This window comes from Streptomyces sp. NPDC037290, assembly GCF_055603245.1.
The window spans coordinates 68,881-89,447 of the sequence record NZ_JBVJVZ010000008.1 but is presented as its reverse complement, the minus strand read 5'-3'; the positions used below and the strand labels follow the sequence as shown (position 1 = coordinate 89,447).

The following is a 20,567-nucleotide window of genomic DNA, read 5'->3' as shown; positions in this document are numbered from 1 at the left end:
GCGCTCTTCGGTGCCGCCCCCCGCGCGATGTACCGGCCTCAGGGGGAGGACTCATGGCGAACGACGCGCGTCCGGCGGGCGGTGCGAGAGGCAGGCGGCGGGCCGCGGCGCTGTGGGCGGCGGTGGGCGGTTGCGCCCTCGTCGCCACGGCCACGACGCCGGCCGTCGCGCAGCCCCTGGGCCAGGGCCGCGGGGTGGACTACGTGGCCCTCGGCGACTCCTACACCTCTGGCCCCGGCATTCCGCGCCAGGTGAACGCCGGCTGTGCCCGCTCCGACCACAACTACCCCTCGCTGGTCGCGGCCCAGCGGCAGGTGGCCGGCTTCACGGACGTCAGCTGCGCCGGAGCGACGACCGCGGAGATGTGGCAGGCGCAGGGCGCCAACGAGCCCCAACTCGACGCGCTGGGTCGCGGCACGGATCTGGTGACCGTTCAGATCGGCGGCAACGACGTCGGGTTCGGATCGATCATCGCCACCTGCGCCCACCTCGCCGCGCAGGATCCGACGGGCGATCCCTGCGAGCGCTCCTACGAGGCGTCCGGCTACGACGAGCTGGCCCTCGCCGTCCTGCGGACCGCGCCCAAGGTCGACCGGGTGCTGCGAGCCGTGCACGCGAGGGCGCCGCACGCGCGCGTGGTGGTCGTAGGCTACCCGGACCTGCTGCCGGACGACGGCAGCGGCTGCTTCCCGCAGGTGCCCTTCGCGCAGAAGGACTTCGCCTACCTGCGCGACACCGAGAAGCGGCTCAACCTGATGCTGCGGGTGGTGGCCGGCGTCAACCGCGCCGGGTACGTCGACACCTACGGCCCCACGGTCGGCCACGACATGTGCAAGGCCCCCGCGGACCGCTGGATCGAACCGCTGCAGCCGGCCTCCCCCGCGGCCCCGGCACACCCCAACGCCAAGGGGGAGCAGGCCATGGCCGAGGCGGTCCTGGGCCGGCTGGACGGAGGGCACGGGCGCGGCTGAGTCGACGTGCGCCGACGGCGGCCACCGGAGACACCGTGCCGGAGGCCGCCGTACGCTCCGCGCCTCAGTCGCCGAGCGCGCCCAGCACCACTGCCTGGGCCTCCTCCTGGACACGGGCGAGGTGGTCGGGGCCGAGGAAGGACTCGGCGTAGACCTTGTACACGTCCTCGGTACCCGAGGGGCGGGCCGCGAACCACGCGTTGTCGGTGGTCACCTTGATGCCGCCGATGGCGGCGCCGTTGCCGGGCGCCTCGGTGAGGACACCCGTGACCGCCTCCCCGGCGAGCGTGTCGGCGGTGACCTGAGCCGGCGACAGCTTGGCGAGCAGGGCCTTCTGTTCGCGGGTCGCGGGCGCGTCGATGCGGGCGTAGGCGGGCGTGCCGAAGCGGGCGGTCAGGTCGGCGTAGTGCTCCGACGGGGTTCTGTCCGTGACCGCCGTGATCTCGGAGGCGAGGAGGGCGAGGATGATGCCGTCCTTGTCGGTGGTCCACACCGAGCCGTCGCGGCGCAGGAAGGACGCGCCGGCCGACTCCTCGCCGCCGAACCCGAGGGTGCCGCCGACCAGTCCGTCCACGAACCACTTGAACCCGACCGGTACCTCGACCAGACGGCGGCCGAGGTCGGCGGCCACCCGGTCGATCATGGTGGAGGACACCAGCGTCTTGCCGACGCCCGTACCGGCGGGCCACTGCTCGCGGTGCCGGTAGAGGTAGGAGATGGCGACCGCGAGGTAGTGGTTGGGGTTCATCAGTCCCGCGTCCGGGGTGACGATGCCGTGCCGGTCGGCGTCGGCGTCGTTGCCGGTGGCGATGCGGAACCGGTCGCGCTGTTCGATGAGCGAGGCCATCGCGTACGGCGAGGAGCAGTCCATGCGGATCCGGCCGTCCCAGTCCAGCGTCATGAAGCGCCAGGTCGGGTCGGTGTGCGGGTTGACCACGGTGAGGTCGATGCCGTGCTGTTCGGCGATGCGGCCCCAGTAGGCGACGGAGGCGCCGCCGAGCGGGTCGGCACCGATGCGCACGCCCGCCGTGCGGACGGCGTCCAGGTCGAGCACGCTCGGCAGGTCGCCGACATAGGCGCCGAGGAAGTCGTACCGTGCGGTGGTGTCCGCGGCGAGTGCCCGGGCGTAGGGCACCCGGCGTACGTCCTTCAGGCCGCCCGTGATGATCTCGTTGGCGCGGTCCTGGATCCAGGAGGTGGCGTCGGAGGCCGCCGGGCCGCCGCTCGGCGGGTTGTACTTGAAGCCGCCGTCGGCGGGCGGGTTGTGGGACGGGGTGACGACCACGCCGTCGGCGAGTCCGGAGGTGCGGCCACGGTTGTGGGTGAGGATCGCGTGCGAGACGGCGGGGGTGGGCGTGTAGCCGTCGGCGCTGTCGATGAGTACGGTCACGCCGCCCGCGGCGAACACCTCCAGCGCGGTGGCCCTCGCGGGCTCCGACAGGGCGTGGGTGTCGGCGCCGAGGAAGAGGGGGCCGTCGGTGCCCTGGGTCGCTCGGTACTCGCAGATGGCCTGGCTGGTGGCGGCGATGTGGTCCTCGTTGAAGGCGCTCGCCAGGGACGAGCCCCGGTGCCCGGAGGTGCCGAACGCCACCCGCTGTGCCGGGTCGGCCGGGTCCGGGTGCAGTGCGTAGTACGCCGTGACCAGCCGGGCCACGTCGACAAGGTCCTCGGGACCGGCCGGCCGGCCGGCTCGCTCGTGCGGCATGAGTCCGCTCCTCCGCGTGGGTGGGGTCGATCTCTCACCGCCCATCTTTCCTCGTCAGGACCCTGACACGCGAGTGCGCCCGTCCCGTGCCCGCGCACCGCCGTGTTCCGGCACGGCACGGCACGGCAGGCCGCCGCCCCGGGCCCCGGGAACCCGGGCCCGCACCGGTCGCCCTGCCGCACGCCTCCTGACTGCCGTGCGTCAGCCGATGTGGTAGCTGTCCCCGTACACCTTCCAGTCGAGCGGGGTGTTCAGGTCGAGGTTCCCCTTGCGCAGGAACACCCGCTGCTCGGTGTCGACGCGGCTGGTGTCGCTGTGTGCCTCCTCCTGCTTCATGGCCCACACCCGGGCGTCGAGGAAGGCATTCAGGTACGTCGTCTCGTTGCCGCCCTGCGCCGGCGGCCTGGCGCTGCGCAGGGCGCGCTTGCGGATGTTGCGGAAGCTGGTCGGGTCGTCGCCGTCGCCGTGCATGACGAGGGCGTCGTAGTAGCAGAACTGTCCGAGGGCGCGCAGGCCGTCCGCCTTGCCCTGGGCGACCGCGGGGTTGAAGTAGACGCGGTCGCGCTCGTCGTTCTGGCACTGCTGGAAGGCGGTGTCCTGGGCTGCCTTGCGCCAGTCCTTGGGGTAGTTGGGGTCGAGGCCCTCGTGCGAGTCCGTGCCGTTGACCTTGCGCAGCGCGGGCAGGTACTTGGCGAGGACGTTGCCGGGCTTGCGGTCGGCGTAGAGCTGGACCAGGTCGAGCATGTCGCCGGTGCCGGAACAGAAGCCGATGATGCCGGCGGTGTAGCCGCGGCCGTCGCCGATGTCCTCGATGTACTTGTACTGGGCCTTCCAGTCGAGCGAGGAGTTCTCCGCGCTCGACACCAGTTCCATGGCGATCTCCTTCTTCGCCGGGTCGTCGAGGCCCGACGCGGCGGCGGGTGCCGCGAGGGCTCGCTGGGTGCCGATCAGGGCACCGGAGGCGACGGCGCCGAGCACGGCGACGACGGTCCTGCGGGAGACGCGGGCGGCGGCTGCTGTTTCGCGGTCTGGGTGCACCACAGGGGCTCCAAGGAGGGGTGGGGGGTGGCGAGTTGGTGTGTACCGAATACTGGTAGGAAAGTTTCCTATCAAATCCGGGGAGCCCGGGTAACCCGACAGGTGAGAAGTTCGTAGGATCGAACAGCTCCCGGCGGCGGGGCCGGGAGAGTCAGCTGCGCTGCGCCCGCTCGCGCTCCCGCGTGACGGCGTACAACTCCTTCGAGGCGGTGATCAGTTCGCGGCGCTCCTCGTGTGAACCGACCATCGGCTGCGAGCCCTTGAGCGGCACCTGGGCGCTCTCGGGAAGGAACCTGACGGTCAGCAGGCCGATGGCGCCCGCCAGCATCAGGTAGTACGCGGGCATCAGATCGTCACCGGTCGCGGTGACCAGCGCGGCCGTGACGAGTGGGGTGGTGCCGCCGAACGCGGCGACGGCGAAGTTGAAGCCGATGCCCATCGCCGCGTAGCGGACGGCGGTCGGGAACAGCGCGGGCAGGGTGGCCGCGCTCGGCGCGGCGAAGCACGCGAGCAGCGTGGACAGGAGCAGCACCCCGAGGATGGGCGGCCAGGTACCGTGCGCCCTGATCAGCAGGAAGGCGGGCACGGCCAGCACGATCATGGCGGCCGCCGCGACGGCGTAGACCGGCCGCCGGCCGACGCGGTCGCTGAGCCGGCCGAGGAACGTGATCAGCACGACGATCCACAGCATGCCCACGAGCACCAGCACGTCCGCCGAGCCGCTGGAGCGGTTCAGGGTCTCGGTCTGGTAGGTCGGCAGATAGCCGGTGACCATGTAGTTGGTGACGTTGTACAGCAGGACGAGGCCCATGCAGACCAGCAGCGGCCGCCAGTGGTTGCGGACGATGTCCTTGAACTCGCTGCCCGCCGACTCCTGCGCGAGGCTCTTCTCGTGTTCGTCCAGCTGCTGCTGGAAGGCCGGGGACTCCTCCAGCCTGAGCCGCATGTAGAGGCCGATCACGCCGAGCGGCCCGGCGATCAGGAACGGGACGCGCCAGCCCCAGGAGAGCATCTGAGTGTCCGTCAACGCCAGGTTCAGCACGGTGACCAGGGCCGAGCCGAGGGCGTATCCGACGAACGTGCCGAAGTCGAGCCAGCTGGAGAGGAACCCGCGCCTGCGGTCCGGGGAGTACTCGGCGACGAAGGTGGTAGCGCCGCCGTACTCCCCACCGGTGGAGAAGCCCTGGACCATGCGGGCCAGCAGGAGGAGCAGGGGTGCGGCGACGCCGATCGTGCCGTAACCGGGGATGACGCCGATGGCGAAGGTGCCGACCGCCATCATGATCATGGTGGTGGCGAGCACCTTCTGCCGCCCGATCCGGTCACCGAGCGGCCCGAAGACCAGGCCGCCGAGTGGCCGTACGACGAAGGCCGCGGCGAAGGTCGCGAAGGAGGAGATGACCTGGGCGGCCGGGGAGGCGCCGGGGAAGAACACCTTGCCGATGGTGGCGGCGAGGTAGCTGTAGACGCCGAAGTCGAACCACTCCATGCAGTTGCCGAGCGCGGAGGCGCCGACGGCGCGCTTGAGCAGCGGGGGCTCGATCACCTGGACGTCGTCCTTGCCGAAGGCCCGCCGGCCCCGTCGAAGCCTGTGGGTGAGCTCCTCGCGGACCTGGCGGGGCAGCCGCGCCACCGCCTGCGGCCCCGTCGGCGTGTTGCGGATCTCCCGCTGTCCGTCCGACGTCGCGTCGCTCACGAGCTCCTCCTTCTCTGGCCCCACTGATCACCGCCTGCCCTCATGACCGATTCAGAAACGGAACCGCTCAGTCCCATCCGGACGGCGGCGTGGCCGACCGGCCCGGCACTCGGTGCCGAAAAATCTGCACCAAGTGACACAGGCTCTAGACATAAGCAAAAAGTAGGACATAATGGTGACTATGTGGACAGCGTTGTCACCCGTCCCCCTGTCCCCTTCCGCCCACCGTCTGGCGTTCATCCCGCGACCTCGAGGAGCCGCTCACCGCATGGCGTACGGATCCCACCGCAGCCCCCTCCTGCCTCCCCGCCCCGACCTGGCACTCGCCCGCGACTGCGAGCAGTGCCTCGGCTGGGGAACGGTCGTCACCCGCGACGGGGACCACGAACTGTGCCGCATGTGCCAGCCAGCCTCCGGTGACGACGAGGACATCACCCCCGCCGCTTTCTAGGGCGCTCTGCCCGCCCGCTGATCGCGGCGACGTACCGTTGAGGCATGGCCGCCCCTCCGCTCCCGGGCCCGCTGGCGCATCTGGCACCGCTGCTCGGCCACTACGGCTACTGGGCCGTGGGAGCCGTGGTCTTCGTGGAGGACTTCGGGGTCCCCGCGCCCGGCGAGACGATCCTGCTGGCCGCGGGTGTGTACGCGGGCGCGGGGCGGCTGAACGTCGTCGCCGTGGCGGCCATCGCGTTCGTGGCGGCCGTCGCCGGCGACAACATCGGCTATCTGATCGGCCGGTTCGGCGGCCGGGCCTTCGTGCACCGGTGGGGGCGGTACGTCTTCCTGACGCCGGAGCGGTTCGCGGCCGCCGAGGCGTTCTTCGGCCGGCACGGCGGCAAGATCGTGACCGTGGCCCGCTTCATCGAGGGCCTGCGCCAGGCCAACGGCATCATCGCCGGCACCACGCACATGCACTGGCGCCGCTTCCTCGCCTTCAACGCGCTCGGCGCGGCCCTGTGGGTCGGCCTGTGGACGACCCTGGCCTACCTGGTGGGCAGCCACATCACGACCGTCTACCACGAGGTCTCGCGCTACCAGCTCTACGTCCTGATCGCCGCGGCCGTCCTGGTCGCGGCCCTCGTCGTACGGCGCTTCGTACGACGGCGGCACGCACCCTGATCCTCTCCGCGCCGGCCGCCTCCCTCACGCCAACTGGTGCGTGCCTGGGTGTTACCTGTGGGTAATCCCGGATGGTTTGATGTGCGGCGGCGCCGCCGCCGACCCGGCGCCCGCGCTGAACGTCCTGACGTACAACGTCTTCCTGATGAGCAAGAACCTCTACCCGAACTGGGGGCAGGACCACCGGGCCGCCGAGATACCGAAGGCGTCCTTCTTCCGGGGCAACGACGTGGTGGTGCTCCAGGAGGCGTTCGACAACTCCTCCTCGGACGCGCTGAAGAACGCGGCGGCGGCCGAGTACCCGTATCAGACGCCGGTGGTGGGGCGCAGCCGCGACGGCTGGGACGCGACCGGCGGCGCGTACGCGTCGGCCACGCCGGAGGACGGCGGGGTCACCGTGCTGAGCAAGTGGCCGATCCTGCACCGGGAGCAGTACGTCTACAAGGACGCGTGCGGTTCCGGCCGGTGGTCCAACAAGGGCTTCGCCTATGTGGTGTTGAACGTGAACGGCATCAAGGTCCATATCATCGGCACACATACGCAGTCCACGGACTCCGGTTGCGCCGCGATCGCCCGCTACCGCTACCCGGGCGATCCGCGCGAGGACCTCGACCACGTGCTGCCCCGGGCCGGCCACCCCCGTCCCGGCCGGTGGACGAACGAGGTCGTCAAGGAGGAGTCGGCGCCCTGGACCGTGACCAGCTGGGGCACGTCCTACACCTACACCAACCTCTCGGACCACTAGCCGCTGCGGGCCCACGCCGGCCAGGTGTATTGATCACCGGCGTCAACAACGCTCGTGATCAATACACCTAGGACGAGGTGTGCGTGGGCCGGGCCTTCGCGGGGTGGTCCGGCCCGGGCCGGGTGTCGTCGGGGGCGCGCTCGTGGCCGCCGCGCAGGGCGGAGGCGAGCGCGGACACCAGGGCCATGCCCGCGGCCACGGCGAAGACGATGGTCAGGCCGTGGTGGAAGGGGCCGGAGACCAGCTTTGGGAAGAAGGTGTGGCCGGTCAGCGTCGCACGCTGGGCTGCGGTCAGGTGGTCCAGGGTGCTGCCGTCACCGAGCAGATGGCCGATCGGGTTGTTGCCGAGGAACGTGGCGAACAGGGTGCTCACCGGCGGCAGCGACGCCACCTGGTGCGCGGTCCCGGCGGGCACGCCGTGCGCCTGGAGCCCGCTGCTGAGTGTCCTCGGCAGGCCGCTCGCGAGGCCGGAGACCATCAGGGAGAAGAAGACACCGATGGACAGGGCTGTGCCCGAGTTCTGGAAGGTGGACCGCATTCCGGAGGCCACGCCCCGGTAGCGGGCCGGCACGCTGCCCATGAGGGAGGAGGTGTTGGGTGCGGAGAACATGCCCTGGCCCAGGCCGTTGAGCAGCAGCAGCGCGGCGAAGACGCCGTAGTCGAAGTCCACGGGCAGGGCCAGCAGGCCGAGGAAGGACGCGGCGACGACCACCAGTCCGGCGGTGGAGAAGACGCGGGCGCCGAACCGGTCGGACAGATAGCCGGAGACCGGTCCGGCGACGAGGAAGCCGACGGTGAGCGGCAGCATGAAGATGCCCGCCCACAGCGGGGTGTCCTCGAAGTCGTACCCGTGCAGCGGCAGCCAGATCCCCTGCAGCCAGATGATCAGCATGAACTGCAGTCCGCCGCGGGCTATCGCGGTGAGCAGGGCGGCCAGGTTGCCGGCGGCGAACGCCCGGACCCGGAACAGCGACAGCCGGAACATGGGCTCGTCGACCCGCGTCTCGACGAGGCAGAACACCAGCAGCAGGAACACCCCGCCGGTCAGTCCCGCGAGCACCGAGGGGTTGGTCCAGCCGGTGGGGTGGCCGCCGTAGGGCTGGATGCCGTAGGTGATGCCGGCGAGCAGGATGCCGGCGCCGGAGGCGAAGGTGACGTTGCCGAGCCAGTCGATGCGACCGCGTGCGCCGGCCGAGGTCTCGCGCAGGCTCAGGTACGACCAGACGGTGCCGGTGATGCTGATGGGAACGCTCACCCAGAACACCGCCCGCCAGTCGACCGCGGCCAGCAGTCCGCCGGCGAGCAGGCCGAGGAACTGCCCGGCGAGCGCGGTGATCTGGTTGACGCCGAGGGCCATGCCGCGCTGCCGGGCCGGGAAGGCGTCGGTGAGGATGGCTGCCGAGTTGGCGGTGAGCATGGAGCCGCCGAAGGCCTGCACGACGCGCCACAGGATCAGCCAGAGCGCACCGGCGCCCGCCCGGAGCGGATCGAGGGACAGGGCGACGGAGGCACAGGCGAAGACCAGGAAGCCCAGGTTGTAGATCCGTACGCGGCCGAACATGTCGCCGAGGCGGCCGAGGACGACCACCAGCACGGCCGAGACCAGCAGGTAGCCGAGGATCATCCACAGCAGGTAGCCGATGTTGCCGGCCGCGAGCGGGTCGAGGCCGATGCCGCGGAAGATCGCCGGCAGCGAGATGATCACGATGGAGGCGTCCATCGTGGCGATCAGCACGCCGAGCGTGGTGTTGGACAGGGCGACCCACTTGTAGCCAGGGCCCGGGGGTGTGTCCCGCAGCCGGGCGGAGCGGGCGAGCAGCCGGGCTCGTACGCCCGTGGCGGGGCCGTGCGGGGCGGGTCCGGGGCCGGTCACAGTCGTTCCGCCAGCCGGTCGAGGAGGGGCAGGACGTCGTGCAGCGCCTGCCGTTCCTGCGGGGTGAACTCGTCCAGGGCGTGGGCGAGATGGCTCACGGACTCGGAGCGGCGCTGCTCCAGGATGGTCCGCCCCTCGTCGGTGATCGAGACGATGGCCCGCCGCCCGTCGGCCGTGTCGGGGGTGCGGGTCACCAGAGCGCGTTGTTCGAGTCCGGCGAGCGTGCTGGCCATGGCCTGCGGCCGGACCCGTTCCAGCTCGGCGAGCGAGCCGGGCGAGTCCGGGCCGGTGCGGGCCAGCCGGGCCAGCACCGAGACGCCGGACAGCGTGACGTCCCCGACCGCGTGCGCCTGCCGCAGCCGGCGGACGATCCGGCCCATGGCGAGCCGCAGTGCGGCCGCGAGTGCAATCGTGTCCATAGGTACTGACGATAGATTTATCAGTCTGGACTGTTCAACCAAAAGTAAGTAATCAGGGGCCCTGCCGACTGGTTTGGACCGCGGCCCAGTGGCAAGCCGACAGTGGACCGCATACAGCGAGATCGTTGGGATGTGACACCCGATGGCTGGCAACAAGAAGGCGAAGGCCAAGGCGGAGCAGGCCAAGGGGAAGGCCAAGGAGGCCGTGGGCCGCGCCGTCGGCAACGAGAGCATGGAGGCCGAGGGCCGCATGGAAGGCGCCCGTGGAGACGCCCGACAGGCCAAGGAGAAGACGAAGGACGTCTTCAAGCACTGAACCGCGTCTTCGGGGCGGCTCCTCGGATTCCCGACGGGCCCGGGAAAACCAGCGGACGCTGGTATCCCGGGCCCGTTCCCGGGTGTAGGGCCGCTTCTCCTCCCGTGCCCTGTGCGGCCCACGGCCTCACCAGGGGCGCATGTGCAACCAGAGGATTCCCGGGGAACGTCCCCTTGATCGATGGCTCAGCGGGTAACCGGGCATGGACGGCACGATCCCCGCGTGCGCAGAAGGGGACCCTGACCCCGGACGAAAAGGGCGACAACGTATGGACATCCCGCTCAGGACCCACGCGATGACGCAGGTGCGCCCCGCGCCGCTGCGCTACAGCCGCACCTGGGACACCGGCGTGACCAGCATCGGCGATGCCAGAGACGCCGTCGCCGCCCTGCTCTCGTGGGCCCGGCCCGCGCCCACCCGGCGCGCCGTACAGGATGCCCAGCTCGTCGTCAGCGAACTGGTCACCAACGCGGCGAAGCACGCCCCCGGCCCGTGCGCCCTGTGCCTGGAGCTGTCGCCCGGCGCCGACACTTTGCGGATCACGGTGACGGACACCTCCGCCGAGGCGCCCCGGCGGCGCCCACCCGATCCCGGCCGGGTCGGCGGGCACGGGCTGCATCTCGTCACCATGATCTCACGCGACCTGGAGGTGACCTGGCTGTCCCGCGGCAAGCGGGTCACCGTCGCCGTACCGCTCAGCGACGGGGAGACCGGCCCCGCGGTCAGCCGACCCTGATACCCACGATGCAGGTGTCGTCGTCGGTGTCCGACTTGCTGTAGGTGAGCAACCGGTCCAGCTGCTGGTCCAGGGTCGTCGGCGCCGAGCGCGCCGTCTCCAGCAGATGGGACAGCGACTCCTCCAGCGAGCGGTCACGGCGCTCGATCAGCCCGTCGGTGTACATCAGCAAGGTGTCCCCGGCGGCCAGTTGCACCTCGGTCTCCTCGTACACCGCCTCCGGCAGGGCGCCCAGCAGCAGCCCCCTGAGGGTGGGCAGCGCGGCGGCCTCCGCCTCGCGGACCAGCACCGGCGGGAGATGACCCGCCCGCGCCCAGCGCAGGGTCCGGCGCTCGCTGTCGTACAGGCCGCAGACGGCGGTCGCGGTGACAGCGCCCGTCAGATGGTGGGCAACGATGTTCAGCCAGGACAGCAGCTGGGCCGGGCCGGCTCCGGTGACGGCGAGTCCGCGCAGCGCGTTGCGCAGGACGACCATGCTGGTGGCCGCATCGATCCCGTGCCCGGCGACGTCCCCCACGCAGAGCAGCACCAGCCCGGAGGGCAGCACGAAGCCGTCGTACCAGTCGCCGCCGACCAGTTGCTCGGTCTCGGCCGGCCGGTAGCGCACCGCCACTTGCAGGCCGGGCACCCGCAGCGGCTCCTGGGCGGGCGGCATGATGGCGTGCTGGAGCTGGAGGGCGAGCCGGTTGCGTTCGTCGGCCTGCTGCTCGGTATGGGCGAGCTGGTCGCGGGTCGCGGCCAGGGCGACCTCGGTCCAGTGCTGAGCGGAGATGTCCTGGTAGGCGCCGCGGACGACGAGCAGCTGACCGTCGGTGTCGAGGACCGGTTCGGCGACCACGCGGATGTGCCGGGTCACCCCGTCCGGGCGCAGCAGCCGGAACGCGGCCGACGCCGGCCTGCGCTGGTGCCGCAGCGCGCGCAGGAAGCGGCCGAGGGCGACCGCGTCGTCGGGGTGGGCGTGGGCGGGCAGGTCCTCCAGGGAAACCGGCCGGCTGGTGGTCGGGCGCCCGTACAGGTGGAACAGCTGGCTGTTCCAGGTGATCTCGCCGGTCAGCAGGTTCTCCTCGAAGCCGCCGATCCGCCCGAGCCGCTGGGCGTGCTGCAGCAGGCTGGCCAGCCGCGCGGCCTCATCCTCGATGCGCCAGATGAGCAGCACGCTGCAGCCGTGCCGGCTGATGCTGATGTCCGCGACCGCGGAGAGCGGCACTTGATCGACCAGCGCGGTGAGCCGCATACGGCTGGCGCGGAACGGCTCGCCGGTGGCGTAGACCCGCTCCACGCGCTGGAACAGCTCGCTGACGCCGGCGGCCATGGGGTAGGCCTCCAGCAGCAGGGCGCCCCCGACGACGGCCCGCGGCCGTCCCGCGGGGTCGAGGAAGCGGCTGTTGACGTGCTGGATGCGGAAGTCGACCAGCTGCCCGGTGTTGTCGAGGTGCGGCACCAGGACCAGCGCCGGGTCGTGCAGGCCGTCCGCCAGATCCATCAGCTCCACCACGTCGGGCAGCACCCGGGACTCCGGTGTGGCCCCGGAGGGCAGCTCGAAGGTCTCCAGGGTGTGCGCGCACAGCTCGGCGAGCGCCTCCACCTGCCGCACCACCGGGCGCGGCAGCGGCTCCTCGGGCCCCGGCCAGGCGATCTCCAGGACGCCGTGGATCCGGCCGCCCGCACCCGCGGGCACGGCGATCCGGGCGCCGTCGGCGTAGTCCCGCCGGCCGATCGTGGGCAGCCCGGAGGCGGTGAGCGAGGGCAGCCACTGCCCGTCCGGCTCGGTCAGGCCGCGCCGGGCCACCGTGGCCACGTCGGGCGGGACGTAGTGCCAGCGGGCCGCCTCGGCCGCGGCGAATCCGGCGCTGCCCGCGAGGGTCAGCGACCCGTCGGACCCGGCCGCCCAGATCGCGACGGCGACCGCGCCGAGCGGGCGCAGGGCGTGGTCGAGCAGCGAGTCGGCCATCGCCTGGGTGTCGTGCGCGGCGAGGACACCGCTCTCAGCGGCGCGCAGCCGTACGGCGGCCGACTCCTCGACCTGCCCGGCGGGGTCGGCGGCGACGGACAGGAACGCCTCGGTGACCTCCGTGACCCGGTCCCGGGCCGCCTGGTTGATGACGTCCACCGCGAACTCCAGCGGGGTCACCTGGGCCTGCTCGGCGAGTTCGGCGAGCTGGCGGGCGGCCTGAGCGGGGCCACAGCCGAGGCGCTCCACCAGGATGCCCTTGGCCAGCTCGATCAGCGCCCGGCCCTCGGCCTCCGCCTGCGCGGACCGCACCTCGCGGCGCAGCCGCTCCACGGTGGCGGCGAGCCTGCCCACCGGCGACACCGCCGTAGCGTCGGCCGACACCGTGTCCACGGGCGGGAGTTGAGCGGGCACGCCGGTCAGTACGTCCGGTCCGGCAGGCGGTTCATGAAGGGTCACCGGGTCGGTGCTCCTCGGCCTGCGGACCGGCGGGTGCGCGGTACCGTCGCCGCCGTCATGCGGGGAGCCAGCGCCGGACGCAGGCGATGAGGTCATGGGTGTCCACCGGTTTCGTGACATAGTCGCTGGCGCCGGAGGCGAGGCTCTTCTCCCGGTCACCCTGCATCGCCTTGGCGGTGACGGCGATGACCGGCAGGTCGGCGTACTGCGGCATCTTGCGGATCTCTGCCGTTGCCGTGTACCCGTCCATCTCGGGCATCATCACGTCCATCAGCACGAGTTCGACGTCCGGATTGTTCACGAGCGTCTCGATGCCCTTGCGGCCGTTGTCGGCGTGCAGGACGCGGAAGCCGTGCAGTTCGAGGATGCCACTGAGCGCGAACAGGTTCCGCGCGTCGTCGTCGACGACGAGGACGGTACGGCCGCGGGTGTGCTCGTCGGCGAAGTCCGCCGCGTGCTGCGGTTCCTCGGTGCGGACCAGGGTGAGCACCTCGCCGGGCTCCTCGGCCGACAGGTGCAGGGCGATCCGCTCGCGCAGCTCGTCCAGGCTGGCCAGGTACTCCAGCGAGCCGCCCGGCTCTCCAGCCGGTTGCTCGGCACGCAGGGAGCTGTGCACCAGCACGGGGACGCCCGAGAGAGCCGAGTCTCCGCGCAGTGCCTCCAGGAACCGGGCCGACTCCCCGTCCGGCAGGCCCAGGTCCACGACGACGCAGTGGCAGGGCTCGGCGGCGAGGGCGCCGGCCGCCTCCTGGGCGCCGACCGCGGTGATGATGTCGACGGGCACGCCGGCGCCGTCGGCGTGCCCGGGGAGGTCGCCGACCACGCTCTCCGCGACGAGCGTCAGCAGGCCGCGCGGCCGCTCCTCGACGACCAGCAGCCGGCGCGCGCACTGCCTCTTCGCACCGCCGAGCGGCGCTGCTGTCGTGGGCTCCCCTGCGGCCGCTCCGTCCGTTCGCTCCGCTTCGGCCGCCTTCGGCGCACTGCGGCCGCCACGCAGGAGCGCGTCGAAGTCGGGCCGGGCGACAGGCAGGAAGAGCGTGAAGGTGCTGCCCTTGCCAGGTGTGCTGTCGACGGCCACGGCGCCGCCGAGCAGATGGGCGATCTCCCGGGTGATGGACAGACCGAGCCCGGTGCCGCCGTACTTGCGGCTCGTGGTGCCGTCCGCCTGCTGGAACGCGCCGAAGACAGACTCCAGTTGCTGTTCCGGAATGCCGATACCGGTGTCCTTCACGCGGAACGCGACGACCGCGCCCCCGCGCATCACGCACTCGGGCACCTCGTCGTCGGCAGCGGGCTCCACGCGCAGTTCGACCCGGCCCTGTTCGGTGAACTTCACCGCGTTGGACAGCAGGTTGCGCAGGATCTGCCGCAGCCGGGAGTCGTCGGTCAGCAGGTCGGCGGGTGCGCCGGCGGCCGTGCTCACGGTGAACTCCAGGCTCTTCTGCGAGGTCATGGGCCGGAAGGTGGCCTCGACGTACTCGATCAGCTGCCTGAGCGACACCCGCTCGGGGGTGACGTCCATCTTGCCGGCCTCGACCTTGGACAGGTCCAGGATGTCGTTGATCAGCTGAAGCAGGTCCGAGCCGGCCGAGTGGATGATGCCCGCGTACTCCACCTGTTTCGGGGTGAGGTTGCGCGACGGGTTCTGGGCGAGCAGCTGGGCGAGGATGAGCAGGCTGTTGAGCGGGGTGCGCAGCTCGTGGCTCATGTTGGCGAGGAACTCGGACTTGTACCTGGAGGCGAGCGACAATTGCTGGGCGCGCGCCTCGAGTTCCTGCCGGGCCTGCTCGATCTGCAGGTTCTTCGCCTCGATGTCCCGGTTCTGCTCGGCCAGCAACGAGGCCTTCTCCTCCAGTTCGGCGTTGGACTGCTGGAGTTCCTCCTGCCTGACCTGCAACTCCGCGGAGCGCGACCGCAGTTCACTGGTCAGGCGCTGTGACTCCTCGAGGAGTTCGTCGGTGCGGGCGTTGGCGACGATCGTGTTGACGTTGACGCCGATGGTGTCCACCAGCTGCTGCAGGAAGTCCCGCTGGACCGCGGTGAACCGGGTGACGGACGCCAGCTCGATGACGCCGAGGAGCTGCTCCTCGAACACGATGGGCAGCAGCAACAGCGCGGTGGGTTCGATCCGTCCGAGTCCGGACGAGATGGTGACGTAGCCGGGCGGCAGCTCGTCCACGGCGATGGTACGGCGGCTGCGCGCGGCCTGGCCGACCAGCGAGCGGCCGAACGGGATACGGGTGGGCCGGGTGTCCTCCTCGGGGCGGCCGTAGGAGCCGACGAGCCGCAGCTCGGGTCCCGACGCGCCGTCCTCGGCGAGGTAGAAGGCGCCATACTGGGCCAGGACCAGGGGCGCCAGCTCGTCCATGATGAGTTCGGCGACGACGGGCAGGTCGCGGTGGCCCTGCATGAGGCCGGAGATCCGGGCGAGGTTCGTCTTGAGCCAGTCCTGTTCCTGGTTGGCCAGGGTGGTCTCGCGCAGCGACTCCACCATGGAGTTGATGTTGTCCTTGAGGTCGGCCACCTCACCGGAGGCGTCGACGGTGATGGACCGGGTCAGGTCGCCCTCGGCGACGGCGCTGGCCACATCGGCGATGGCGCGCACCTGCCGGGTGAGGTTGCCGGCGAGTTCGTTGACGTTCTCGGTGAGGCGCTTCCAGGTGCCGGAGACGCCCTCCACCTCGGCCTGACCGCCGAGCCTTCCCTCGGTGCCGACCTCGCGTGCCACCCGGGTGACCTCGTCGGCGAAGGCGGAGAGCTGGTCGACCATGGTGTTGATGGTGGTCTTCAGTTCGAGGATCTCGCCGCGCGCGTCGACGTCGATCTTCTTCGACAGGTCGCCCTTGGCCACGGCCGTCGTCACCAGCGCGATGTTGCGCACCTGGCCGGTGAGGTTGTTGGCCATGGAGTTGACGTTGTCGGTCAGGTCCTTCCAGGTACCGGCCACGTTGGGCACGTGGGCTTGCCCGCCGAGCCGGCCCTCGGTGCCCACCTCGCGGGCCACCCGGGTCACCTCGTCCGCGAACGCCGACAGGGTGTCGACCATGGTGTTGATGACGCCGGCGAGGGCGGCGACCTCGCCCTTGGCCTCGACGGTGATCTTCTGCGAGAGGTCGCCCTTGGCCACGGCGGTGGCGACCTGGGCGATCGAACGGACCTGGCCGGTGAGGTTGGAGGCCATCACGTTGACGTTGTCGGTGAGGTCCTTCCAGGTGCCGGCGACCCCGCGCACCTGCGCCTGACCGCCGAGCCGGCCCTCGGTGCCGACCTCGCGGGCCACCCGGGTCACCTCGTCCGCGAACGCGGAGAGCTGGTCGACCATCGTGTTGATGGTGTTCTTCAGTTCGAGGATCTCGCCGCGCGCATCCACAGTGATCTTCTGCGACAGATCACCCTGCGCCACCGCGGTGGCCACCTGGGCCACATTGCGCACCTGGGCCGTCAGGTTCCCGGCCATGAAGTTCACCGAGTCCGTCAGGTCCCGCCAGGTGCCCTTGACGCCCTTGACGTCCGCCTGACCGCCGAGCCGGCCCTCGGTGCCCACCTCGCGGGCCACCCGGGTCACCTCGTCCGCAAAGCCCGAAAGCTGGTCCACCATCGTGTTGATGGTCGACTTCAGCTGAAGGATCTCGCCACGCGCGTCCACCGTGATCTTCTGCGACAGGTCACCCTGGGCGACGGCCGTGGTCACCTGGGCGACATTGCGCACCTGGGCGGTGAGGTTCCCGGCCATGAAGTTGACCGAGTCCGTCAGGTCACGCCAGACACCGGCGACGCCGGGAACCTGCGCCTGCCCGCCGAGACGGCCCTCGGTGCCCACCTCGCGGGCCACCCGGGTCACCTCGTCCGCAAAGGCCGAAAGCTGATCGACCATCGTGTTGACGGTCTCCTTCAGCTGAAGGATCTCACCACGTGCGTCGACGTCGATCTTCTGGGACAGGTCGCCCTTGGCCACCGCCGTGGCGACCTGCGCGATGTCACGGACCTGGGTGGTGAGATTGCCCGCCATCGCGTTGACGGAATCGGTCAGGTCGGCCCAGGTGCCGGAGAGGCCCGGCACCCGCGCCTGGCCGCCGAGGGTGCCCTCGGTGCCCACCTCGCGGGCCACCCGGGTGACTTCGGAGGTGAACACGGACAACTGGTCGACCATGCCGTTGAAGACGGTGGCGATGTCCCCCATGAGCCCGGTGGAGTCGTCCGGCAACCGGGTGCCGAAGTCTCCGTCCCGCACGGCGGTCAGCCCCGCGAGCAGTCTTCGCAGCTCCTCATCACCTGGGACCGCGTCTGTCGTCCCGGTAGCCCTGCCGGCCATGCGCACCCTCGTTCCACTCCCCAGGAGCCCTCGAACGGAAGACTCGGAACCACTGCCGGGCACACGGCCTGACCCGGCGGCTGGCATGTACATTCCCGCAGTTCACGGACGTGCACGACGAAAAAATACGCCGCAGGTTAACCCAGCTTCACCGGCTCGGACAAAGCATTCGGCCAACCTTCGACGATCATGAAAATCACCCGGAGAAGGCAGGAATGAGTCCGGACCGGCCGGGTAGACGAGTTGATTTGCCCCGCGTTCGGGAGGGACTTCTCCCCCGTGCCCGCGATGCGCGTCCGGGCCCCGCCGGACGCCCGGTCCGGCGGGGTCTCCCCGTCCACCACGAACTCCGGCACCACCGGGCCGGCCCGGGTGAGCACGCCGGCCCGGACCGAGGCGACGTGCCGGGGCCGGTCGCAGCGGACGGCCGGCAGGCCGACGAGCCGGGCCCACCCGGCGTATGGCGTGGCCGGGACCTCGGTGGACAGCGGGATCAACGGGTCGCCGGCCTCGGCGCGGCGCTGCCGGGTGAGCCGGTTCAGGCCGCCGTTGTTCAGCACAACACCCGTGGGAAGACCGGCCGGCCGATCCGGATGGCGGCGTACGGTGACGAGTTCGTTCAGACCGCCGGTGGAAGGCGCCGTCGCCGACGAGGGCGACGACCGGGCGGCCGGGGGCGGCGAACCGGGCGGCCACGGCGTAGACCCGCTCCGCTCCCCGGGCCCGCAGCCGGGCCTCGCCGATCCCGGGCACGTTCACCACGCCGGCTCCCTCACACGGGCACGCTCGTCCGGGCGCCGGTAGCCGCGCGCCGGTCCCGCCAAGCGGACGAAGGCACCGGTACGCCGTCCGACCGGACCGTTTCGGGCGGGCGGAGCCAGGGGACCCGTGCCACGCTCGAGACGGAGCACCGAGAGTGAGGGCCCGGCGCGGGCGGAAGGTGAGCGCGGTGGCGGTGTCCGAGGAGCGGCGGTCGGCCCGGAGTGAGGGGCGTGGCGAGCGCCTGTGGTCGGCACTGGAAGCACGAGATCATCTCACGGCTGTCCGGCATCCCCATCCTGTCGGGGCCGGGCCTGCTGCCGGCGCGCGTCGGGAGATGCCTGCCATCGCCTGGCGGAACGCCGGGTGGAGGCCGTGCGCGGCGCCGGGCGAGGTACCCGAGGAGGGCGAGGACTCATGAGCGAGCAGGTACGGCGATGAGCGACGACGACGAGGTCCGCGGAAACCTGCTGTACGGCCCCCAGCCGGACGTGGCCGGCGCCTCCGGCTGGCCGGACGCCCCACCGCGGATGGGCTTCTTCACCGACACCTCCGTGTGCATCGGCTGCAAGGCCTGCGAGGTCGCCTGCAAGGAGTGGAACGCCATCCCGGAGGACGGTCTCGAACTGACCGGCATGTCCTACGACAACACGCAGGGACTCGGCGCCGACACCTGGCGGCACGTGGCCTTCATCGAGCAGCGCAAGCCGCTCGGAGGGCAGGAGCCCGGGGTGACCCACGACGACGTCGACGTGTTCGCGGCCGCCGCGCGGCTCGGCACCGATGCCGCCTCCCCCGGCCCGGGCCCCACCGCTCCGCCCGGCCGGACCCCGGAGGGCGCGCCCACCGGGCAGATCTCGCCGGTCTCCCCCGACGGCCGCACCGAGCTGCGCTGGCTGATGGCCTCGGACGTGTGCAAGCACTGCACGCACGCCGCCTGCCTGGACGTGTGCCCGACGGGGGCGCTGTTCCGCACCGAGTTCGGCACGGTCGTCGTCCAGGAGGACATCTGCAACGGCTGCGGCTACTGCGTGCCCGCCTGCCCGTACGGCGTCATCGACCAGCGCAGGGACGACGGCCGGGTGTGGAAGTGCACGCTGTGCTACGACCGGCTCGGCGTCGGCATGGAGCCCGCCTGCGCCAAGTCCTGCCCCACGGACTCGATCCAGTTCGGGCCGCTGGAAGAGCTGCGGGAGCGGGCCCGGGACCGGGTGGCGCAGCTGCAGGCGGCCGGTGTGACCGACGCCCGGTTGTACGGCGAGAGCCCCGAGGACGGGGTCGGCGGCGACGGGGCGTTCTTCCTGCTGCTGGACGAGCCGGAGGTCTACGGCCTGCCCCCGGACCCGGTCGTCACCACCCGGGATCTGCCCGGCATGTGGCGGCACGCGGCCCTGGCCGCCGCCTCCCTGGCCGCCCTCGCCCTCGGCAGTTTCGTACGGAGGCCGCGATGAGCGAGTCGGACGTCACGCGGAACGGGGTTCAGGGCGCGCGGCCCGGGCGACAGGCGCCGACGGGCGCGTACGCGGGTCGCCGCCGGCGTCGGCGCGGGCGGGGCGAGCAGCCGATGGTGCCGGACGCCACGTTCTCGTCGTACTACGGCAAGCCCGTGCTGAACAAGCCGACGTGGCAGCCCCTGGACATCGCGGGCTACCTCTACCTGGGCGGGCTGGCCGGAGCGTCCTCGCTGCTCGCGGCCGGGGGCCAGCTCACCGGCCGGCCGGGGCTCGCGGCACCGGCGAAGCTCGGGGCGGCCGGCGCCATCTCGCTCTCGCTGGCCGCGCTGGTGCACGACCTGGGGCGCCCGGCGCGCTTCCTGAACATGCTCCGGGTCATCAAGCCGACCTCCCCGATGAGCGTGGGCTCGTGGCTGCTGGCGGGGTACGCCCCGTTGACGCTGACCGCGGCGGCCACCGAGGTGGCGGGCCGTTACCGGCTGCTGGGTTCGGCGGCGACGGCGGCCGGTGCCGTCCTCGGCCCGGCGGTGGCGACGTACACCGCGGTGCTGCTCTCCGACACGGCGGTGCCCTCCTGGCACGAGGGCTACCGTGAACTGCCGTTCGTCTTCGCGGGCTCCGCCGCCACGGCCGCGTCCGGTCTGGCCCTGGCCGCGGCACCGACCGCCGAGGCGGGTCCCGCCCGCCGGATGGCCGTCCTCGGGGCCGCACTGGAGCTGGGTGCCTTCCGGGCCATGAAGCGGCGCATGGGCCTGGTGGCCGAACCCTTCGACCAGGGCAGGCCGTACCTGCTGCTGCGCACGGCGGAGCTGCTGACGGTGGGCGGCGCGGCCCTCGCTCTGTTCGGCGGGCGGGACCGGCGTCTCGCCCTGGCGGCCGGAGCCTTCCTGCTCACCGGTTCGGCGGCCCTGCGCTTCGGCGTGTTCCACGCCGGGGTGGCCTCCGCCGAGGACCCCCGGTACACCGTCGTACCGCAGCGGGAGCGTCTGGCGGCGCGCGCCCGCTGAAGGCCGC

The 20,567-nt window shown here is 71.7% G+C and carries 16 protein-coding genes; 8 read left to right on the top strand and 8 right to left on the bottom strand.

The annotated features are described in order from the left end of the window. Positions 1-53 precede the first annotated feature (53 nt). A complete protein-coding gene (locus tag ACZ7HQ_RS26590) occupies positions 54-971 on the top strand; it encodes an SGNH/GDSL hydrolase family protein (protein WP_470994638.1) in 918 nt (305 codons plus the stop codon). Between the two features lie 64 nt (positions 972-1,035). On the opposite strand, the gene pgm is transcribed toward ACZ7HQ_RS26590, so the two are convergent. The 3 genes from pgm to ACZ7HQ_RS26575 form a co-directional block, all read right to left on the bottom strand. After that, entirely contained in the window at positions 1,036-2,676 is a 1,641-nt protein-coding gene (pgm, locus tag ACZ7HQ_RS26585) for a phosphoglucomutase (alpha-D-glucose-1,6-bisphosphate-dependent) (RefSeq protein ID WP_470994635.1), read from the bottom strand. A 201-nt stretch (positions 2,677-2,877) separates the two neighbouring features. After that, a complete protein-coding gene (locus ACZ7HQ_RS26580) occupies positions 2,878-3,717 on the bottom strand; it encodes a chitosanase (protein ID WP_470994632.1) in 840 nt (279 codons plus the stop codon). 148 nt (positions 3,718-3,865) lie between these two features. Then, positions 3,866-5,410, bottom strand: coding sequence for an MFS transporter (locus ACZ7HQ_RS26575; RefSeq protein WP_470994629.1), 1,545 nt, complete (start codon positions 5,408-5,410; stop codon positions 3,866-3,868). A 268-nt stretch (positions 5,411-5,678) separates the two neighbouring features. Here ACZ7HQ_RS26575 and ACZ7HQ_RS26570 point away from each other — a divergent pair, with 268 nt between their 5' ends. The 3 genes from ACZ7HQ_RS26570 to ACZ7HQ_RS26560 are packed head-to-tail and all read left to right on the top strand — an operon-like array spanning position 5,679 to position 7,274. Continuing rightward, positions 5,679-5,861, top strand: coding sequence for a hypothetical protein (locus ACZ7HQ_RS26570; RefSeq protein ID WP_470994626.1), 183 nt, complete (start codon positions 5,679-5,681; stop codon positions 5,859-5,861). A gap of 44 nt (positions 5,862-5,905) precedes the next feature. Beyond that, positions 5,906-6,529, top strand: a complete 624-nt coding sequence (locus tag ACZ7HQ_RS26565) for a DedA family protein (protein ID WP_470994623.1) — start codon at positions 5,906-5,908, stop codon at positions 6,527-6,529. Positions 6,530-6,569: 40 nt separating this feature from the next. Further along, positions 6,570-7,274: an endonuclease/exonuclease/phosphatase family protein gene (locus ACZ7HQ_RS26560; RefSeq protein WP_470994620.1), complete on the top strand. Its 705-nt coding sequence runs from the start codon at positions 6,570-6,572 to the stop codon at positions 7,272-7,274. A 67-nt stretch (positions 7,275-7,341) separates the two neighbouring features. Here the strand turns inward: ACZ7HQ_RS26560 and ACZ7HQ_RS26555 are convergent, their stop codons facing one another. Both ACZ7HQ_RS26555 and ACZ7HQ_RS26550 read right to left on the bottom strand, forming a co-directional pair. After that, complete coding sequence (locus tag ACZ7HQ_RS26555) at positions 7,342-8,994, bottom strand: MFS transporter (protein WP_470995302.1); 1,653 nt, start codon at positions 8,992-8,994, stop codon at positions 7,342-7,344. 149 nt (positions 8,995-9,143) lie between these two features. Beyond that, positions 9,144-9,566, bottom strand: coding sequence for a MarR family winged helix-turn-helix transcriptional regulator (locus ACZ7HQ_RS26550; RefSeq protein WP_470994617.1), 423 nt, complete (start codon positions 9,564-9,566; stop codon positions 9,144-9,146). 142 nt (positions 9,567-9,708) lie between these two features. Here ACZ7HQ_RS26550 and ACZ7HQ_RS26545 point away from each other — a divergent pair, with 142 nt between their 5' ends. Continuing rightward, the gene (locus tag ACZ7HQ_RS26545) at positions 9,709-9,882 is read left to right on the top strand and encodes a CsbD family protein (RefSeq protein ID WP_470994614.1); all 174 of its coding nucleotides are present in this window, start codon (positions 9,709-9,711) and stop codon (positions 9,880-9,882) included. 295 nt (positions 9,883-10,177) lie between these two features. Further along, positions 10,178-10,618 carry an ATP-binding protein gene (locus tag ACZ7HQ_RS26540; RefSeq protein WP_470994612.1) on the top strand — a complete coding sequence of 147 codons (441 nt, stop codon included), beginning with the start codon at positions 10,178-10,180 and terminating at the stop codon, positions 10,616-10,618. Here the strand turns inward: ACZ7HQ_RS26540 and ACZ7HQ_RS26535 are convergent. The 3 genes from ACZ7HQ_RS26535 to ACZ7HQ_RS26525 form a co-directional block, all read right to left on the bottom strand. Continuing rightward, positions 10,605-13,028 (bottom strand): SpoIIE family protein phosphatase, encoded by a 2,424-nt coding sequence (locus ACZ7HQ_RS26535; RefSeq protein ID WP_470994609.1) that lies wholly within the window; start codon positions 13,026-13,028, stop codon positions 10,605-10,607. The genes ACZ7HQ_RS26540 and ACZ7HQ_RS26535 overlap by 14 nt on opposite strands. A 55-nt stretch (positions 13,029-13,083) precedes the next feature. Next, complete coding sequence (locus ACZ7HQ_RS26530; RefSeq protein WP_470994607.1) at positions 13,084-17,340, bottom strand: HAMP domain-containing protein; 4,257 nt, start codon at positions 17,338-17,340, stop codon at positions 13,084-13,086. A 137-nt stretch (positions 17,341-17,477) separates the two neighbouring features. Beyond that, the gene (locus ACZ7HQ_RS26525) at positions 17,478-17,900 is read right to left on the bottom strand and encodes a hypothetical protein (protein WP_470994604.1); all 423 of its coding nucleotides are present in this window, start codon (positions 17,898-17,900) and stop codon (positions 17,478-17,480) included. A gap of 636 nt (positions 17,901-18,536) precedes the next feature. Here ACZ7HQ_RS26525 and ACZ7HQ_RS26520 point away from each other — a divergent pair. After that, positions 18,537-19,550: a 4Fe-4S dicluster domain-containing protein gene (locus ACZ7HQ_RS26520; protein WP_470994601.1), complete on the top strand. Its 1,014-nt coding sequence runs from the start codon at positions 18,537-18,539 to the stop codon at positions 19,548-19,550. Continuing rightward, on the top strand, positions 19,547-20,560 hold the full coding sequence (gene nrfD / locus ACZ7HQ_RS26515; RefSeq protein ID WP_470994598.1) for an NrfD/PsrC family molybdoenzyme membrane anchor subunit: 1,014 nt from the start codon (positions 19,547-19,549) through the stop codon (positions 20,558-20,560). Before ACZ7HQ_RS26520 ends, nrfD begins: the two co-directional genes overlap by 4 nt. The last annotated feature ends 7 nt before the right edge of the window (positions 20,561-20,567 follow it).

Excerpts from the sequence above, each read along its gene's own strand:
- ACZ7HQ_RS26590 (WP_470994638.1), top strand. The coding sequence starts at position 54 with ATGGCGAACGACGCGCGTCCGGCGGGCGGTGCGAGAGGCAGGCGGCGG.
- pgm (WP_470994635.1), bottom strand. The coding sequence starts at position 2,676 with ATGCCGCACGAGCGAGCCGGCCGGCCGGCCGGTCCCGAGGACCTTGTC.
- ACZ7HQ_RS26570 (WP_470994626.1), top strand. The coding sequence starts at position 5,679 with ATGGCGTACGGATCCCACCGCAGCCCCCTCCTGCCTCCCCGCCCCGAC.
- ACZ7HQ_RS26565 (WP_470994623.1), top strand. The coding sequence starts at position 5,906 with ATGGCCGCCCCTCCGCTCCCGGGCCCGCTGGCGCATCTGGCACCGCTG.
- ACZ7HQ_RS26555 (WP_470995302.1), bottom strand. The coding sequence starts at position 8,994 with ATGGACGCCTCCATCGTGATCATCTCGCTGCCGGCGATCTTCCGCGGC.
- ACZ7HQ_RS26550 (WP_470994617.1), bottom strand. The coding sequence starts at position 9,566 with ATGGACACGATTGCACTCGCGGCCGCACTGCGGCTCGCCATGGGCCGG.
- ACZ7HQ_RS26545 (WP_470994614.1), top strand. The coding sequence starts at position 9,709 with ATGGCTGGCAACAAGAAGGCGAAGGCCAAGGCGGAGCAGGCCAAGGGG.
- ACZ7HQ_RS26540 (WP_470994612.1), top strand. The coding sequence starts at position 10,178 with ATGACGCAGGTGCGCCCCGCGCCGCTGCGCTACAGCCGCACCTGGGAC.
- ACZ7HQ_RS26530 (WP_470994607.1), bottom strand. The coding sequence starts at position 17,340 with ATGGCCGGCAGGGCTACCGGGACGACAGACGCGGTCCCAGGTGATGAG.
- ACZ7HQ_RS26520 (WP_470994601.1), top strand. The coding sequence starts at position 18,537 with ATGAGCGACGACGACGAGGTCCGCGGAAACCTGCTGTACGGCCCCCAG.
- nrfD (WP_470994598.1), top strand. The coding sequence starts at position 19,547 with ATGAGCGAGTCGGACGTCACGCGGAACGGGGTTCAGGGCGCGCGGCCC.